Annotated in this window: 17 protein-coding genes; 1 reads left to right on the plus strand and 16 read right to left on the minus strand. The window is 57.9% G+C overall.

Annotated features, from left to right (window positions below):
- The 6 genes from H4Q31_RS17755 to pth all read right to left on the minus strand — a co-directional run.
- The coding region (locus tag H4Q31_RS17755; RefSeq protein WP_185180407.1) for an oligosaccharide flippase family protein at window positions 1-1,161 on the minus strand (1,161 nt) is incomplete at its 3' end.
- 208 nt (window positions 1,162-1,369) lie between these two features.
- Window positions 1,370-1,912: a stage V sporulation protein T gene (gene spoVT / locus H4Q31_RS17760; RefSeq protein WP_185180408.1), complete on the minus strand. Its 543-nt coding sequence runs from the start codon at window positions 1,910-1,912 to the stop codon at window positions 1,370-1,372.
- Window positions 1,913-2,639: 727 nt separating this feature from the next.
- Window positions 2,640-3,773: a peptidylprolyl isomerase gene (locus H4Q31_RS17765; RefSeq protein ID WP_185180409.1), complete on the minus strand. Its 1,134-nt coding sequence runs from the start codon at window positions 3,771-3,773 to the stop codon at window positions 2,640-2,642.
- On the minus strand, window positions 3,760-7,284 hold the full coding sequence (gene mfd / locus H4Q31_RS17770; protein ID WP_185180410.1) for a transcription-repair coupling factor: 3,525 nt from the start codon (window positions 7,282-7,284) through the stop codon (window positions 3,760-3,762). The genes H4Q31_RS17765 and mfd overlap by 14 nt, the downstream gene beginning before the upstream one ends.
- A gap of 111 nt (window positions 7,285-7,395) precedes the next feature.
- Entirely contained in the window at window positions 7,396-7,626 is a 231-nt protein-coding gene (fin, locus tag H4Q31_RS17775; RefSeq protein ID WP_185180411.1) for an anti-sigma-F factor Fin, read from the minus strand.
- A gap of 114 nt (window positions 7,627-7,740) precedes the next feature.
- Window positions 7,741-8,322, minus strand: a complete 582-nt coding sequence (gene pth / locus H4Q31_RS17780) for an aminoacyl-tRNA hydrolase (protein ID WP_185180412.1) — start codon at window positions 8,320-8,322, stop codon at window positions 7,741-7,743.
- Between the two features lie 132 nt (window positions 8,323-8,454).
- Between pth and H4Q31_RS17785 the strand changes: the two genes are divergently transcribed.
- Entirely contained in the window at window positions 8,455-8,649 is a 195-nt protein-coding gene (locus H4Q31_RS17785) for a hypothetical protein (protein WP_185180439.1), read from the plus strand.
- 133 nt (window positions 8,650-8,782) lie between these two features.
- Here the strand turns inward: H4Q31_RS17785 and H4Q31_RS17790 are convergent, their stop codons facing one another.
- The 10 genes from H4Q31_RS17790 to yabG form a co-directional block, all read right to left on the minus strand.
- Window positions 8,783-9,427, minus strand: a complete 645-nt coding sequence (locus tag H4Q31_RS17790) for a 50S ribosomal protein L25 (RefSeq protein ID WP_185180413.1) — start codon at window positions 9,425-9,427, stop codon at window positions 8,783-8,785.
- 80 nt (window positions 9,428-9,507) lie between these two features.
- Window positions 9,508-10,464, minus strand: a complete 957-nt coding sequence (locus tag H4Q31_RS17795) for a ribose-phosphate diphosphokinase (protein ID WP_185180414.1) — start codon at window positions 10,462-10,464, stop codon at window positions 9,508-9,510.
- Between the two features lie 97 nt (window positions 10,465-10,561).
- Window positions 10,562-11,953: a bifunctional UDP-N-acetylglucosamine diphosphorylase/glucosamine-1-phosphate N-acetyltransferase GlmU gene (gene glmU / locus H4Q31_RS17800; RefSeq protein ID WP_185180415.1), complete on the minus strand. Its 1,392-nt coding sequence runs from the start codon at window positions 11,951-11,953 to the stop codon at window positions 10,562-10,564.
- 145 nt (window positions 11,954-12,098) lie between these two features.
- On the minus strand, window positions 12,099-12,383 hold the full coding sequence (gene spoVG, locus H4Q31_RS17805; protein WP_185180416.1) for a septation regulator SpoVG: 285 nt from the start codon (window positions 12,381-12,383) through the stop codon (window positions 12,099-12,101).
- Between the two features lie 109 nt (window positions 12,384-12,492).
- Window positions 12,493-12,891, minus strand: coding sequence for a RidA family protein (locus H4Q31_RS17810; RefSeq protein ID WP_185180417.1), 399 nt, complete (start codon window positions 12,889-12,891; stop codon window positions 12,493-12,495).
- A gap of 13 nt (window positions 12,892-12,904) precedes the next feature.
- Window positions 12,905-13,729: a pur operon repressor gene (purR, locus tag H4Q31_RS17815; RefSeq protein WP_185180418.1), complete on the minus strand. Its 825-nt coding sequence runs from the start codon at window positions 13,727-13,729 to the stop codon at window positions 12,905-12,907.
- 146 nt (window positions 13,730-13,875) lie between these two features.
- A complete protein-coding gene (gene ispE / locus H4Q31_RS17820; RefSeq protein WP_185180419.1) occupies window positions 13,876-14,733 on the minus strand; it encodes a 4-(cytidine 5'-diphospho)-2-C-methyl-D-erythritol kinase in 858 nt (285 codons plus the stop codon).
- A 159-nt stretch (window positions 14,734-14,892) separates the two neighbouring features.
- Window positions 14,893-15,066, minus strand: a complete 174-nt coding sequence (locus tag H4Q31_RS17825; RefSeq protein ID WP_185180420.1) for a small, acid-soluble spore protein, alpha/beta type — start codon at window positions 15,064-15,066, stop codon at window positions 14,893-14,895.
- A 152-nt stretch (window positions 15,067-15,218) separates the two neighbouring features.
- The gene (gene veg / locus H4Q31_RS17830) at window positions 15,219-15,494 is read right to left on the minus strand and encodes a biofilm formation stimulator Veg (protein WP_185180421.1); all 276 of its coding nucleotides are present in this window, start codon (window positions 15,492-15,494) and stop codon (window positions 15,219-15,221) included.
- Window positions 15,495-15,643: 149 nt separating this feature from the next.
- Window positions 15,644-16,507: a sporulation peptidase YabG gene (gene yabG, locus H4Q31_RS17835; RefSeq protein WP_185180422.1), complete on the minus strand. Its 864-nt coding sequence runs from the start codon at window positions 16,505-16,507 to the stop codon at window positions 15,644-15,646.
- Window positions 16,508-16,510: the final 3 nt, after the last annotated feature.

A 16,510-nucleotide genomic window follows, 5' to 3' on the forward strand; every position in this document is an offset into this window, starting at 1 on the left:
GATCAGCTGCAGCAGCGCGATGCCGCGGTTGTACTGGCCGAAGGCGGACAGCGCCTCGGCGGACGTATCGCCGGCGTTCTGCAGCAGACGCGGCACGGTGAAGGTGTCGATCAGGCCGAACAACGGTACGACGACGGATGCGGCGGCGACCGGCAGCGCCACGCCGGCGATCCGCTTCAGCAGCGCAAGCCGCTTCTCGGTCGGCGGCGCAGCTGCGTCCTCATTCTTATCCTTGCCCGATGCGTCAATCGCAACCCTAGCCGAGCTTGCGGCCGCCAGCCTCCGCTCTCCGCGCTGCGCCCACAGCATCGCGAGCAGCCCTGCGGCAGCACCCGCCGCAAGCCCGCCATGCACCGCCGCTGCCGTCGATCCTGCCGACCAAGCGCCATGCAGCGCCCAGAACAGCAGGACGAGCATGAATGCCACGCGCGCCGACTGCTCCGCCAGCTGCGAGAGAGCCGGCAACCTCATATCCATTCGCCCTTGCGAATAGCCTCGGAGCACCGCTGTGAGCGGGGCGAACAGCAGCGCCAGCGACGACGTACGTATGGCGTCCTCCGCTTCCGACGCCCCCATCCAGTCCGCGAACAAGCCCGCTCCCCATTGGAGCAGCGCGAACGCGACAAGTCCCGTGACGGAGAGCAGTCCCGCCGACCAGCGCAGCACGCGCCGCGCTCCCTGCTCGTCCCCGGCAGCCGTCCGCTCTGCGACGAGCGCTGACACCGCCACCGGAATGCCCGCGGCCGCCAGCGTCATCCACATGACCGCGAGCGCATAGACCGCGCTGTAGAGGCCGAACACACGGTCGCCAGCCAAATTCTGCAGCGGAATCTTCTGCAGCGTGCCGATCAGCTTGGAGAGCAGCGCCGCCCCGCCGAGCCATGCAGCGCCCCGCGCCATGGACACGGCTCTCATGCCGGACGGAGCCGGCCGCCCTGCGGATGCGGTCCCCGCGCCAGCCCCTTCGACGGGAATATCTTCGATGGATGTCTCACCGTTGGACATCCCCGAGCCAGTTCTCTCGCTGGATTCCGATTCGCCGAATGTGTCTCCTCCGAAGGATGCCTCTCTCTCGCCGACTGCGCCTCCGTGCATGAAGGCTCCCTTGTCCTCGGATGGGTCTCTTCCCGATTTCCCGTTGTTCCTCCTGCCTATCGCCATACGTGCATTCCTTCCGTCCAACGCCCTTATCCTGAGCCGAATCTTGCCATGAACGCATTATAGCACGTATGCCAGACGGCTTATAAGGAAAAAAAAAGCTCCCCTGCGAGGTGGCGTTCCACCTTCGGGAAGCTTGGTAAACCTCGCTATGCCGGTAATGCCTTTACTGCCGCTGCTGCCATTACTGCAGCTACTGCCGTGTCTGCCTTCACTGCTCCATCTGCTTCGCCAGGAATCCGGCCGCCGTCTCGACCATCTTGCTCTCCATCTCGCCCATCGACACGTTCTCGTCTTTGCTTAAGAGCAGCACCGTGCCGATCGGATCTCCTCCAGCGACGATCGGAGCGACGACTAAGGAAGTCAATGCCTCCGGCCCGTCGCGTAATATCTCATAGCTGCCAGACTGCCGCTCCAGCTGAATCTTGCGGTTCTCCATACAAGTCTCGAGCAGGCTGCCGACCGGCTTGTCCATGTACTCCTTCTTGGAAGCCCCGGCTACGGCGATAATCGTATCCCGGTCCGAGATGATCGCGGTATGGCCCGTGCTCTCTGACAGCGATTCGGCATACTCCTTGGCGAAGTCGCCAAGCTCGCCGATCGGCGAATATTTCTTAAGGATGACCTCGCCGTCACGATCCACGAATATCTCGAGCGGATCTCCTTCGCGGATGCGGAGCGTGCGGCGGATTTCCTTCGGAATAACGACTCGACCGAGGTCATCAATGCGACGTACAATCCCGGTTGCTTTCATAGCTCGTGTTGCCCCGCTTTCTTCGATGTTGTTGAACCTTGACGTGAGTCCCCGCGTGCGGGGGGCAGTGTATAACTGAACGATGGAACCGTCAGTAGAGATTGACCCTTGATCTTGGGGATAGTATTAACCCCTCCCAATATCTTATGCGCTTGCCCACCGATGGAGAAATCAGCCAACGTTCTTCTAGAGGGTTCGTGCGGGAGTGCGCGTTTGGGGGTGCCGAGACGCCAACATGGCAAAACCTTCAGATTCAAGACCGTTAAGTGAGAAAATCTACATTTTATGTAGGCGGATAATCCGCAATTATGTAGATGGAACTCCAGCTCCTCGACGACAGTGAGGTGCTCAATCCCTTACGCTAACTTGATCCTCAGCGTCTCATCGATTGTGAGGTACCCAGTACTTCACTTTAAGCTAGTCTCCCGAGTTTCCGCGAATGTGGGGCACTTAATACCCCACTTTAGTCCAATCCCCTTTTACTCCACGAATGTAAGGTACTCGTTACCTCACATTAATCCGCCTCCCGCGCCTCAGAGAATATGATGGCAGCCCCAAGCCGCTTCCCCTGCCCCCCCTTTTCAATGGGCTGCTAGCGGTAGCCTAGCTTTGCCATGCGCATTTTCCACCGTGCGTGCTGACACGATTTCATAAAAAAAAGCCCTCCGCAATCGGCGCGGTGGGCGCCAACGGGAGGGCTTGTCCATCTTATGCTGCTTGCAATGCGTTATTGTCCGGCGGAAGCCGACGGAGACGCGCTGGCGGACGGCGATGCCGATGCGCTGGCGGATGGCTCCGGAGCCGCTTCCGGAAGCGTCACTTGAACGTTCAGCTTCGTCTCTTGCTCTTCCATATAAGATTGCATCTGCGGATCGACGATCGAGCTGACGATCTCATCCTTGTCGGTCTGCGACAGCTTGTCGTAGGTTGACTCTTCGCGCTTCTCGACCAAGATGACGTGATAGCCGTAATCCGTCTTGACCGGATCGCCGATCTTGCCGATCGGCTGCGTGTTCGCAGCGTTCTTGAACTCCTCGACCCAGTTCTTCGCCACAGTCGGCTCGTACAAGCCGCCGTTGTCCGCCGAGCCGGGATCATCGGAATACTCCTTCGCCAGCTTGGTCCAGTCGCCGCCGGCTTCGAGCTGGGCTTTGACGTCCTGCGCCCGCTTGAGCGCTTCTTCATCAGTGCGCGTGACCGTCTCTCCTGCGTCGTTCGTAGTCGATGTGGAGACGAGAATGTGACGGACAGTGTCGACGTTGTAATCGGACGGTGCCTTGTCGTAGATCGCCTTAATGTCCGTATCCTTCACGGCAGCCGTCAACTCTTGCTGCTTCGCTTGGATGATCTCGCCGGAAGAGATGACAGTGTCGAAGATATTGTACATATCTTCTTCGGTCATATTGTTAGACTTCATCGCATCCTGAAGAGACGCGGCGTTCTCGCCTTTGAGCGCCTCCGCCATCTGCGCCTTGAAGTCGTCGAGCTGCTTCTGCGCATCTTGCTTCTGCTCGTCCGACACTTGGCCGGCCAGAACCTTGTAGACCGCATATTGCTTGACGAATTGCTCCTTGAACTGCGGAATCGACATATACATGGCGATTTGCGGATCTTGCATGATGCTCATGAAGCCCACATATTTGGCGAAGTCGCCTTCCGTTATCTGTCCGCCGTCATACGTCGCAATGACGGTATCGGCGGGTATATCTTCGCTTGCGCTTGCGCTCGCGCTCGGACTCGCCGCAGCGTCGCCGTTGTTATCATCCTTCTTGCCGCATCCGGCCAACAGGCCGATAAGCAGCGCCAGAGCCAGCAGCGTAATAGCCGTCCGGCTGAACGGGCTGCTTCTAGGGTGCAACATCTTGTAATTCCCCCTTGATATTAGTTGCTTCTTTGTATTGTAACAGAAATTCCTCGACGAAAGCCAACATAGCGTCGTCATCCAGCCCTCGAACGAGAAGCTTGAGCGTCAACTGCGGGTTCGCCGTGATGAGCTGCAGCTTCCCCTTCAGCTTCAGCTCCAATGTCTTGAGCTTAGCCCCATCCACTTCCTTGCTGAACTTCTCCGCGAATTTGAGCTGGATCTCATCCCCCCGCTTCGACATCGATTCAATGCCATAGTGTCTGCCATAGACCTTAATTCGCGCGACCGCCAGCAGATTAAGCACTGCCTTGGGCGGATCGCCGAAGCGGTCAACCAGCTCTTCCAGCAGGTCGGAGACGTCTTCAAGCGCTGCGGCGGCGGCGACCTTCTTGTAGATCTCGATCTTCTGAATGCTGTCGTAGATGTAGTCGGAAGGCAGGTACGCATCTACGCTCAGATCCAGCTGCGTATTGACAGGCGCCGGAACGACGGCTTCCTCTCCGAACTTCTCCAGCTTGCGCGCTTGAATCTCTTCCGCGAGCATCTGGGAATAGAGATCGAAGCCGACCGACGCGATGAAGCCGTGCTGCTCCGCGCCGAGCAGATTGCCGGCGCCGCGGATGGCCAAGTCGCGCATGGCGATCTTGAAGCCGGAGCCGAGCTCAGTGAACTCCTTGATCGACTGCAGCCGCTTCTCGGCCACTTCCGTCAGCACCTTGTCCCTCTGATAGGTGAAGTACGCGTAGGCGATCCGGTTCGAACGGCCGACCCGTCCCCGCAGCTGGTAGAGCTGGGATAAGCCCATTTTATCCGCGTCGTGCACGATAAGCGTGTTGACGTTCGGAATGTCGACGCCGGTCTCGATGATGCTCGTGCTGACGAGCACGTCATATTCGCCGTCGAGGAAGTCCAGAATGGTCCGCTCCAGCTCCTGCTCGGACATCTGGCCGTGCGCGACCGCGATCTTCGCATCCGGCACGAGCGCAGAGATCTGCTCCGCCATCTGATAGATGCCTTGGACGCGATTATACAGGAAGTAGACCTGCCCGTCGCGCGCCATCTCCCGCTCAATCGCCTCGCGAACGAGCGTAGGGCTGTATTCGACGACGTACGTCTGCACGGGGAACCGGTTCTCCGGCGGCGTCTCGATGACCGATAAGTCCCGAACGCCGAGCATGGACATGTGCAGCGTGCGCGGAATCGGCGTTGCTGTCAGTGTCAGCACGTCAACATTTGTTTTCAGCCGCTTCAGCTTCTCCTTGTGGGACACGCCGAACCGCTGCTCCTCGTCGACGATCAATAGGCCCAGATCCTTAAAGACAATATCCTGCGACAGCAGACGATGCGTGCCGATGACGATGTCCACGGTGCCCGCCTTCAGCCCCTTCATCGACTCCGTCTGCTCCTTGCGGGAGCGGAACCGGCTGAGCACGCGAATCTGGAACGGATAGCCCGAGAACCGCTCGCGGAACGTCTCGTAGTGCTGCTGCGCCAGAATCGTCGTCGGCACGAGCACGGCGACCTGCTTGCCTTCGATCGCCGCCTTGAACGCGGCGCGGACAGCGACTTCGGTCTTGCCGTAGCCGACGTCTCCGCACAATAGACGGTCCATCGGACGCGGCTGCTGCATATCCTTCTTGATCTCTTCGATCGCCCGCAGCTGGTCCGGCGTCTCCTCGTAAGGGAACATCGCTTCGAACTCCTGCTGATAAGGCGTATCCTCGCCGAAGGCCAGCCCTCGCGTCGCCTGCCGCTCGGCATACAGCTTGATTAGGTCGTCGGCAATATCCTTGACGGAGGAGCGAACCTTCGACTTCACCCGGTTCCATTCGGCGCCGCCAAGCTTGTTCACCTTCGGCTCCTTCTCTTCGGAGCCCACATACTTCTGAATGAGGTCGAACTGCTCCACAGGCACGGACAGCCGGTCCCCGCCCGCATAGACGATGTGGAGATAGTCTTTATGAATGCCGTTAATCTCCAGCGTGCCGATGCCCAGATACTTGCCGATGCCGTGGTTCTGATGGACGACGTAATCGCCGACCTTCAGATCGGTGTAGCTCTTCAGCCGCTCCGCGTTATCCATCCGGCGATCGACGCGGCGCGCCTTCCGCTGCTTCTGTGTGAACATCTCGCCTTCGGTGATGACGACGAGCTTGACCGAAGGCAGCTCGAAGCCGCTCTGCAGGTTGCCCTGCGCGATCTCAGGCGCCGCGATGTGATAATCGTCCAGCACCCGCCGCATCCGGTCGGCGCGATCCGCGTTCCCGGCCAGCATGACAATGTGAGCACCGCTCTTGCGCCACCGCTCCATCTCGGCCTTCAGCACATTCATCTGCCCGTGGAAGTTCTGCATGGTCCGGCAGGTAATGTTCACGATGTTCTGCGGCTGGGTGTGCGGAATTTGGCGGACGAACAGGTTCAGATAGACCGTCTGGAACGCCTTCGGATGAAGCGCTTGCTCGGCCTCAAGGGCCAGCACGAAGCCTGGAAGCGACTTGCCCTGCTGCAGCAGATGCGTCGAATATTCCGTCTCGTCCCGCTCCAACTGGCGCGCCGTCTCCTGCAGCCGGGTCGGCTCGTCCATGAACAGCACCGTGTCCTTCGGCACGTAATCCAGCAGCGTCTGTCTCTCGGGATAGAGCAAAGAGATATATTTATAGATTTCAGAAAAGTAAATGTTCTGACGAAGTAAATCCATCTCTCTGGAGATCTCGGCGCGCAGCCGCTCCTTCGCCTGCCGGTCGCTCATTCGATCCAGCTGGCGCTCCAGCAGCTCGCCGGCATGCTGGGCGGCATTGGCGAACCGCCTCTCGTCGGCGACAATCTCGCGGCAAGGGCGCACCGTGTAGGCATCGAGCTTGTCGATCGAGCGCTGGTCGGCCGGGTCGAACGTGCGGATCGAATCGATCTCGTCGTCGAACCATTCGACGCGCACCGCGACAGCCGAAGTGAGCGGATAGAAGTCGGCGATGCCGCCCCGAACGCTAAGATGCCCCTTCTGCTCGACGCGATCCACGCGTTCATAGCCAAGACCGATCATGCGCGAGAGGAACTCGTTCATCGGCAGCGAATCCCCGACTTTGAGCCGGACACGGCTCTGCGCCATCGTCATCCGGTCGGGCTGGAATCTCCGCACGCCGGAGAAGGGCACGACAACGACCCCGCGGAAGCCTTCCGCGAGTTGAAGCAGCACATCCATCCGTCTCGCGGAGGTCTCGGGACTGGAGATAGCCGTCTCCGCCGCGATCAGCTCATTCGCGGGATACAACAGCACCTCTTCCGCGGACAAGCATTCCTGCAGATCCTCCATCATTTTCTGCGCCGCGAACATGTTATGCGTAACGACCAGCATCGGTCGATTCAGTTCGCGGAACAGGGATGCGATCATGACCTGTCTGGCCGAACCCGATAATCCGGCGACCAGCTGTTCCCGCATGCCGCTGCGTACGCCTGCAAGAATGGAGGCGACGTCGGGATCGGAGGCAAACGTATTCATAAGCGCCTGCATGGCGTTTCCCCTTTCATCTGCATCACGCCAAACGGCCTCGCCCCTCATCCGGGAGCGAGACTTAAAAAAGAAGCCCCGGCTCATGCCAAGGCCTCCGCATCTGTTGACGGTTCATTGGAGCGGATTGGACAAGAGCGCCAGCTCCGGATTGCTCTCCAGCGTCTGGCTGCAATAATCGCAGATAACCCTTACCGTCACGTCTCCGTTGGAATTATACGATATTATACGCTTTCGCTCTTCGGGGGTCAAGAAATGCAAGCCCAGCTTATACTCGGGGACCTGCTCATTCTCGAAGCTTCCGAGAGGCATCTGGCAATGCCGGCAGACATAGTTCACAGCCATATGTATGCCTCCTTCTGGACAGTTATGCGGCGTTCGCCGCGTTACCTCCAGTATGCCCGGCATTGGCTGAACTTAAGCGTCCATCCAGACGGCTGCCAGTGCCGAATGTCCGGCCTAACCCTTGTCCGGTCCGCGGCCGTTGTACTTCGCCATCGTCTCCTCGAACGGATGGCTCAGGGCGAATTCAATCGCATCGCAGGCTTCCTCCACCATGCGGCGAACCTCCGGCTGTTCCCCTTTGGGGAAAGTGCCCAGTACGTAGTCGACGATCTGAACTCCCGGCTTCGGGCGGGAGATGCCCATCCGCACCCGGTTGAACGTCTGCGTGCCGACGTGCTGAATGATCGACTTGATGCCATTGTGGCCGCCCGCGCTGCCTTGGTAGCGGAGACGTATACGGCCCGTCTCCGTATCGAGGTCGTCATAGACGACGATCATATCTTCGAGCCTAGCCTTGTAGAAATCCATGAACCCCCGCACCGATTCGCCCGACAGGTTCATGAACGTCATCGGCTTCAGCAGCGCCACCTTCTCGCCTTGAATGCGAGCCTCGCCCATGAGTCCTTTGCATTTGCTGTTCGGGGTGACGCTGACGTTCCAACGCTTGGCCAATTCGTCAACGACCATGAATCCGGCGTTGTGCCGGGTTGATTCATAGGCTGGCCCGGGGTTGCCGAGTCCGACGATCCATCGCATCCGTTGCTCCTCCTCAATCGCATAAAAATACATGGAGTGTATAAAAAAATGTTTCAAACGGTGAAACGAATTCGCCGCCTGCTGTGTCTTAGTGAATATAGAAACCGCTTAGAAGAGGGTGATATCGTGTACATGAACGGCCAAATCATCTTTGACGACGACCACTTCCTGGACCACATGGACGCCGAAGTACCCATTCAAGTGTATCGGGGCCGTCTGCATAAGGACATTGGGTTCATCGAATATTATGGCAAAGAATTCGTGAAGGTCAACAATATTTTCTACAGCCGCCGTCAGTTTATCTTCGTCTCTAGACCTGGTTATTAAGAGGCGGCACACATAACAAATCGGGCTGCGCCTTCGGGTCTTGTACCCTGGGGCGCAGCCCTTCTTGTCTAACGGCATATCGCGCGCATTAGCGGCATCCGACGCCTTCAGCGAAGCGGAGCGGAGCGTCGTTCTAGTCCTTCTCCACCGCTTCGAAGGCTCGCCTGTGCTGCTCGTTCTCCTCGGCCGCGTCGTCCATTGCCTCCAGCTCTTCCTCGGTGCGGTCCTTCTGCGGCGCCAATACGGAGGCAACGACGGTATCCATCTCCAGCGCCGCCTTGATGCCGTCAGGAAGCTTTAGATCGGCAACGGTCAGGTGATCGCCAACCTCAAGCAAGCTAATGTCGACCGGAATGGAAGGCGGCAGGTCTCTCGCCAAGCATTCGACTTCCAGCTCATGCAGCACGATCTGCAGCATGCCGCCTTCTTGCTCGCCGGGGCTCTTGCCTTGGAAGTCGAGGCGAACCTCCGCCTGGATCTTCTCATTCAAGTTAACTTGGTGAAAATCTACGTGCAGCACTTGTCCGCTCAGCGAGTCGCGCTGAATGTCCGTCAGCAGCACCGGCTGGGAGCCGCGGCCGGGAACGTTCATCTCGAGAATGCTGTGCGGATTCGTGCGCAGCAGCAATGCCAGGTCCTTGGCATCGAGGGCGACGGACACCGGGGCGGCAAGCCCCTTGCCATAGACGACGCCTGGCACTTTGCCTTGCTGGCGCAGATGGCGCAAGGCGCTCTTCGTAATTGTCGTTCGTTCTTGCGCTTGCAATGCTGTACTCATTAGGGAACCCCTCCTGAAGGCGGTTATACCCTATTAGTACCCATTCGCAGCCCGGACTAACCGTTCGCCCAACTCCCGACTTATACGTGCGGCTCGAACAGCTTGCTGATCGACTGCTGCTCGTGAATCCGAACGATGGCTTCCGCGATCAGCGGAGCGACCGACAGCACTCTCACCTTGGTCGATGCGGACGGGTCGCGCAGCGGAATCGTGTCGGTCACGACGACTTCCGTGATCGGCGATGCCTCCAGGCGCGCAAGTGCTTGTCCGGACAGGACCGGATGCGTGCAGCAAGCGTACAGCTCGCGAGCGCCCGCCTCCTTTAACGCTTGTGCCGCAAGAGAGATCGTGCCGGCCGTGTCGATGATGTCGTCGATCAGGATGGCCGTGCGTCCAGAGACGTCCCCGATAATGTTCATCACTTCAACGACGTTCGGCTCCGGACGGCGCTTATCGATGATGGCGAGCGGCGCTTGCAGTTCATCCGCCAGACGGCGCGCGCGTACGACGCCGCCGTGGTCCGGCGAGACGACGATTGGCGCAAGCAGGCTTTTGCTCTTGAAGTAGTCACCCAGAATCGGCACACCCAGCAGGTGGTCGACGGGAATATCGAAGAATCCTTGAATCTGCATGGCGTGAAGGTCCATTGCAATGACCCGATGCGCGCCGGCTGTCTCGATCAGGTTCGCGACCAGCTTCGCTGTGATCGGGTCACGCGAACGCGCCTTGCGGTCTTGCCGCGCATAGCCGTAATACGGAAGCACGACATTGATCGTCTTGGCCGATGCCCGCTTGAGCGCATCCACCATCACGAGCAGCTCCATCAAGTTCTCATTCACCGGTTGTGAGGTCGACTGCACGACGAAGACATCGCTTCCCCGTACGCTATCGTCCAGCCGGACATGAATCTCCCCGTCGCTGAATCTTCTCATCTCAGCGTCTCCGAGCTTGATGCCGATATTGCGAGCGATCGCTTCGGCGAGGCGGGGATTGGAGTTGCCCGCGAACAGCTTCAATGTACCATCTGGGTAAGACATAACGCACCAGCCTTTGAACTTTTGTAGGGTTACTATTACGTACGAGCAGAACGTTTAATTGGTAACGTCCTATTTATAACGATTATTCTTAATTCTATTAGTTCCGTTCTTTCTTGGCGCGAGCGCGGGCGCGAAGCTTCTCCGCATAGCCCGGCTTGTTCACTTGGCGTTCTCGTGCGATTGCCATATCGTTATCGCCTACGTTGTTCGTAATCGTGGAGCCGGCCACGACGTAAGCGCCTTTGCCGATCGTCACCGGAGCGATCAAGTTCGCGTTGCTTCCGATGAACGAATCGTCTCCGATCTCCGTTCTCGATTTATTATACCCATCGTAATTGGCCGTTATCGCGCCGCAGCCGATGTTCACATTCGAACCTACGGTTGCGTCGCCTACGTAACTCAGATGAGGAATCTTGCTGCCCTCGCCGACGGTCGTATTCTTCAGCTCGACGAAGTCGCCGACCTTGACCTGGTCCGCGAGCTTCGTGCCCGGACGCAAATAAGCGAACGGTCCAATCGAACAAGCCTCGCCGATCTCCGCTTCGTCGGTCGTCGACTGGCGAACCGTCGTTCCGCTGCCCACCGTCGTATCCTTAAGATCCGCTGAAGGACCGATGATGCAGCCCTCGCCGATTGCCGTTCTTCCGCGGAGCATCGTGCCCGGATACAGAACCGTATCCGCACCGATCGTCACGTCCGCTTCAATATACGTATGCTCCGGATCGATGATCGTCACGCCGTTCAACATGTGCGCCTTCGCAATGCGGCGGCGCATCAGCCTCTCAGCCTCGGCAAGGACGACACGGTCATTGACGCCGATCGCTTCCGCGTGGTCGGCCGCCTTGTAAGCCGACACACGATCGCCTTGGTTCTGCAGAATGCCGATCACGTCGGTCAGGTAATACTCGCCTTGCGCGTTGTTATTCGTCACCTGCGCCAGCGCTGCGAACAGCTTGCGATTATCGAAGCAGTAAGTGCCGGTGTTGATCTCGCGCACGGCCGCTTCTGCCGGAGAGCAATCCTTCTGCTCGACGATGCGCATCACTTCGCCGCTCTCGCCGCGAATGACGCGCCCGTAGCCAGTTGGCGGATCCATGTCGGCAGTCATCACGGTAGCCGCGGCGCCTTCACGTTCATGCAGCGCGATCATCTCTTCGAGCGTATTGCCCGTCACCAGCGGCGTATCGCCGCAGACGATGACGGTCGTGCCGTCTACGCCGCCGAGCTGCGCTTCGGCCTGAAGCACGGCATGCCCCGTTCCAAGCTGTTCCGCTTGCAGGACGTATTCCGCCGCATCGCCCAGATGCGCCTGAACAGCCTCGGCTCCATGCCCGACGATCACGACGGCGCGCTCGCATGAGGCCTGCTTCACTGCCTTCAACACATGGCTGACCATCGGCGTGCCGCAAACCGGATGCAGCACTTTATATAATTTGGACTTCATCCTCTTTCCTTGTCCGGCCGCCAGAACAATCGCGATTCTTGTCATGGTTGTCGTTCCTCCCTTCAAGTTCCGAGCGTCACGTTCCGCAATCCCTACAAAATGATAGCTTATTCCGAACCAAATGAAAAGAGAGAGCAGGATGTCTGCTCTCTCTCAACTATTCCGCATATTCATCTCTCTCTTCTTGCCTTTAAGCACCTTCAACCAGTACTTCTTCGTCTTGTGCGGCGCGTTCATATTCTGCCAGAACGGCCGTCTGGATCTTCTCCCGCGTACCGGAAGAGATGGGGTGAGCAATGTCGCGGAACTCGCCATCAGGAGTCCGTTTGCTCGGCATAGCAACGAACATGCCATTGTTGCCATCGATGACGCGAATGTCGTGAACGACGAATTCGTTGTCAATGGTAATCGAAGCAATGGCCTTCATGCGCCCCTCGGAATTCACACGGCGGAGCCTTACATCTGTAATTTGCACTTGTGTTCACCACCTTTGTCCCATTCGAAGACTTGGTGTAATATTCCACATTATCGTGCAAATTCCTTCTTAAAACTGGAAAATCCAAATGAGTTATTAAAAAAATTTTTTATTTGCTCGCTCTAGCGACAGGTATCGCCGCGATAAGCTCAATTTCGACAAGAACGTCCTTTGGCAACCGCGCAACTTCAACGGCGGAACGCGCCGGGGCGTGCGCACCGAAGTAAGAACTATAGACTGCATTGAAGGCGGCGAAGTCGTTCATGTCCTTCAGGAAGCAAGTCGTCTTGACCGCATCGCTGAAGTCTCCTCCTGCCGCTGCCAGCACAGCCTTCAAGTTGCGAAGCACCTGATGGGCTTGTTCTTCGATGCCTCCTGGAACCAATTGGCCTTCCGGCGTCAGCGGAATCTGACCCGATGTGAACAGGAAGTCGCCGAATCGCACCGCTTGGGCATAAGGGCCGATGGCGGCTGGCGCTTCCGTGGTGGAGACGATCGATAAAGACATTATGAATTCCTCCTTAATTAAAGAAATTGCCTGGCTGCACAACGATCTGCCTGCTCTTCAGATCGACTTCCGTCAGCTTCGCAAGCGATATATAGTCGTGGAGCAGCCTCTCTTCATTATCCACCTCGCCGGATTCCACGAAGACGCCGACGCCCGCAACGACAGCGCGGAACTCATGCAGCAGGTCAATCATGCCTTGAATGGTTCCGCCAGCTTTCATGAAGTCGTCGATGATCAGCACGCGGGATTCCTCCCGCAGCGCTCTTCTCGCCAGCGACATCGTCTGAATTCGCTTGGTGGAACCGGATACGTAATTGATGCTGACGACCGAGCCTTCCGTTACCTTGTGGTCGCGCCTAACGATGATGACCGGAACGTTGAGATAGAGCGATGCGGCATGAGCCAGCGGTATGCCCTTCGTCTCCACCGTCATGATCGCATCGATGTTTCGATCGGCGAAGGCGGTGGCGAACATCTGCCCCACGTCCTGCAGCAGCCCGGGTTGGCCCAGAAGGTCGGTCATGTACAGATAGCCGCCCGGCAGCAGCCGATCCGGCTGTTCAAGCTCCCGGCAGATGCTCTGTATTCTCTCGAGCGCCTGCTCCTTGCGGCACTTCGGCACGAAGCGTACCCCGCCCGCGGCCCCGGCAAGCGTATATAATTCGCCGATGCCTTCTTCCTCAAATACTTCCTTAATGATCGCCAAGTCCTCGCTGATCGAAGATTTGGCCGATTGGTAACGATCGGCAAATGCTGTCAGCGAAATTAACGTGTGAGGACGGGCTAATAGGTATTGCGTCATCTCTACGAGGCGCGCACTGCGTTTCAACTTTTTCACAGATCCTCTCTCCCGTCCAAAAACCGAATAATCCACCGATATCATAACACCTTTATCCGGTTTTGGGCAAGAACTTCATTCCATTTATGTCAGTTATCTTAACATATATCGCCATTCCCGCAATACGCGTATTGCTTGCCTTCCTTCTATGTAAGCAATCTGACCGCGTACACTTCTTTGCAGAACCCGCGGAGCCCGTTATAGAGCCTGGAAATCTTCGATTCCTTCGAGACCAGTCCGAACACGGTCGGCCCGCTGCCGGACATGAGCACGCCGTCGGCTCCGAGCTTCATCATGACTTCCTTGATCTGGCGCACCTCCGGATAGCGGTCCAGCGTGACCGATTCCAGTACGTTGCCGAGTCTGGCACATATGTCGGCGAACGACTGCCGCTTGATCGCGTCGGCCATGCCGGCAATCGACGGATGCTCCTTGAGCTCGTTCGCGCGAAGCTTGCCGTATACTTCGGCTGTCGATACGTTGATCGGCGGCTTGGCCAGCACGACCCAGCACTGCGGCGGGTTGTCGATCGTCTCGAGCTGCTCGCCTCGTCCGCGCGCGATTGCCGTGCCGCCGCGTATGCAGAAGGGGATGTCCGAGCCCAGCTCCGCTCCGAGCTCTTCCAGTTGGGCTGTCGTCAGGCCTAGCTGCCACAAGCGGTTCAGGCCGCGCAACGCCGCCGCCGCGTCGCTGCTTCCGCCGGCTAGCCCTGCCGCAACCGGAATATGCTTGTCCAGATGGATGTAGACGCCTTGCTTCACGCCGCAGCGTTCCTTCAGCAGCCTGGCAGCCTGAAATGCCAGATTCTTCTCGTCCAGCGGAATAAATCCCGCTTGGCTGGACAGGACGATCTGATCGCGCGGAAGCTCGGACATCTCAAGCCGGTCCGCCAAATCGACCATCGTCATGATCATCTCGACTTCATGATAGCCGTCGTCCCGCTTGCGCAGCACGTCCAGCGACAAATTAATTTTGGCAGGAGCCTTCTCATATACCTTATTCATTATCATCATCACCTGTCGGGTAAAAAAGCTTTACATATTATAACAAACCCCCGTTGGAAATGCGATTTCGAAGGGAGCGTCCGTCTGCAGAAGCCGCGGCGTGAAAAAAGGGCGCTTCCGTAGAGGAAGAACCGCCCCGTCCATAGCCCAGCCCGACGCTTATTTACGCGATAGATTCTGTTCGGCCAGCTGGATCGCCCTCTTGACCATGTTACCTGCATCCTTAGCCCGTATGCCGCCCCAGCCCTCGGACTGCACTTTGTCGTAGAATCCCAGATCCTTGGCCAACTCGGTCTTGAATTGCTCGGACATGGTGCTTCTCCTGCGGCTCATCCGCGCCGCCTCCTTCGCGCATAGATACGCCTTCAAGGCGTTCCGTCTTAGAATGCCCTTGCGGCGGCGGCGGCATGCGCTCTTGCGAATGGCAAACAAAAACGGGCAGCCCGCGCGCTCCGCGTTCTACCCGTACACGAATCCAGCCAAACTCAATGCGGCAAAAAGTTGATGCGAACCTGACCTTCGTCATTGCAGACCATAACTTCAACGGATTCCGTCAAGATGTCAGCGTAGCTGTACGAAACCCGCTTAAATGCATTCTGCTCCTCGTCAAGCTTGACGATGAACACGGAAGGGTAAATCTCTTCCAGGACGCCGGTACGTTCTACGGTCTTGCGGCGGCCCCCATTGGCGCGGAGCATGATTTTGGATCCGACGTGCGGCTCCAAGCTTCGCTTGATCTCAACCAGCGCATTCTTAGCCATGATCCACTACCACCTCTTTCCCTGTAAATTATAACTAAAAAGAGGCGGCATGTCAAACGAGCAAAATATTATATCAGCGAGGAATAATCGTTGTCAACGATGTTTTTCCTTTATTTTAGCGGTCCTACGCAAGTTGGGCCTAAAGTCCGTCACACAATGTTCACATTTGAAGACGCTGTCTTCAAATTCGGAACCCCGATCCGGTACCTTCCCATCGTCTCCACGCCGCCGACTCCCTGCATGCCGCTGATCGTATGCGTGATGACGTCAGAGATGTTAATCGTCTCCCGGAACGGCGTGAACGCGGAACGCACCGCCACATAGACCGGATCGAGGGCGTGAATCATAATACGCCCCGGCGAGCTGGCGAAGTTCGAGCCCGCCTGCATCAGCGCCTCGAAGTGGGACTGGCAGGCGCCGGCGATGACGACGAGAGAATCGCGATGCTTCTCGTATTCCCGCGCGATGTGCACGGCGTGCACGAAGTTCAGCGAATTCTTGTAGCTGTTCAAGTTCGTCCAGTCCTGCCGGCTCTTGTGAAGGCCGTCGTGGCCGGTAATGACGACGATGTCGGGCCGCACGCGGGGAAGCAGGTACAACAATGCCTCCGGCATTTGGGCTTCGTGGCAATGCGCGCCTTCTGCCGGAACCTGCAGATGCCGGTAGACCGCCATGCTCTTCTTCAAATAATTAGCGTCTCCGTCAAGGTGAAGCACTTTGCCTGGCATCTCGAAGTATGCGCGGCGATCAGCGGCCGGAGCGGAGACCACATTGCCGAAGGGAGGCCTCTCTTCCCTCATTCTTCTGATCGACTCGTTAGCTTGTATGCGCGCGCGGAGCGTCCCGCCCAGCTCGTCCGGATTCTGCACCGTCTCCAGATCGTCGATGCGCGAATCGGCCAGCAGCCGGTAATCCGTTCCGCGAAGAATAGCCATCCGATCGTTTAAGGACGCGATTCGGAACAAGACGTCCCCGCCGTATGATTTGCGGACGACCAAGTCCCCCTGCTTCATGGG

This window comes from Cohnella lubricantis, assembly GCF_014212015.1.
GTDB lineage: Bacteria > Bacillota > Bacilli > Paenibacillales > Paenibacillaceae > Cohnella > Cohnella lubricantis.

Excerpts from the sequence above, each read along its gene's own strand:
- spoVT (WP_185180408.1), bottom strand. The coding sequence starts at position 1,912 with ATGAAAGCAACCGGGATTGTACGTCGCATTGATGACCTCGGTCGAGTC.
- H4Q31_RS17765 (WP_185180409.1), bottom strand. The coding sequence starts at position 3,773 with ATGTTGCACCCTAGAAGCAGCCCGTTCAGCCGGACGGCTATTACGCTG.
- veg (WP_185180421.1), bottom strand. The coding sequence starts at position 15,494 with ATGGCTAAGAATGCGCTGGTTGAGATCAAGCGAAGCTTGGAGCCGCAC.
- H4Q31_RS17785 (WP_185180439.1), top strand. The coding sequence starts at position 8,455 with ATGAACGGCCAAATCATCTTTGACGACGACCACTTCCTGGACCACATG.
- H4Q31_RS17810 (WP_185180417.1), bottom strand. The coding sequence starts at position 12,891 with ATGTCTTTATCGATCGTCTCCACCACGGAAGCGCCAGCCGCCATCGGC.
- pth (WP_185180412.1), bottom strand. The coding sequence starts at position 8,322 with ATGCGATGGATCGTCGGACTCGGCAACCCCGGGCCAGCCTATGAATCA.
- yabG (WP_185180422.1), bottom strand. The coding sequence starts at position 16,507 with ATGAAGCAGGGGGACTTGGTCGTCCGCAAATCATACGGCGGGGACGTC.
- H4Q31_RS17795 (WP_185180414.1), bottom strand. The coding sequence starts at position 10,464 with ATGTCTTACCCAGATGGTACATTGAAGCTGTTCGCGGGCAACTCCAAT.
- ispE (WP_185180419.1), bottom strand. The coding sequence starts at position 14,733 with ATGAATAAGGTATATGAGAAGGCTCCTGCCAAAATTAATTTGTCGCTG.
- H4Q31_RS17790 (WP_185180413.1), bottom strand. The coding sequence starts at position 9,427 with ATGAGTACAGCATTGCAAGCGCAAGAACGAACGACAATTACGAAGAGC.
- fin (WP_185180411.1), bottom strand. The coding sequence starts at position 7,626 with ATGGCTGTGAACTATGTCTGCCGGCATTGCCAGATGCCTCTCGGAAGC.
- mfd (WP_185180410.1), bottom strand. The coding sequence starts at position 7,284 with ATGCAGGCGCTTATGAATACGTTTGCCTCCGATCCCGACGTCGCCTCC.
- glmU (WP_185180415.1), bottom strand. The coding sequence starts at position 11,953 with ATGACAAGAATCGCGATTGTTCTGGCGGCCGGACAAGGAAAGAGGATG.
- H4Q31_RS17825 (WP_185180420.1), bottom strand. The coding sequence starts at position 15,066 with ATGAGCCGCAGGAGAAGCACCATGTCCGAGCAATTCAAGACCGAGTTG.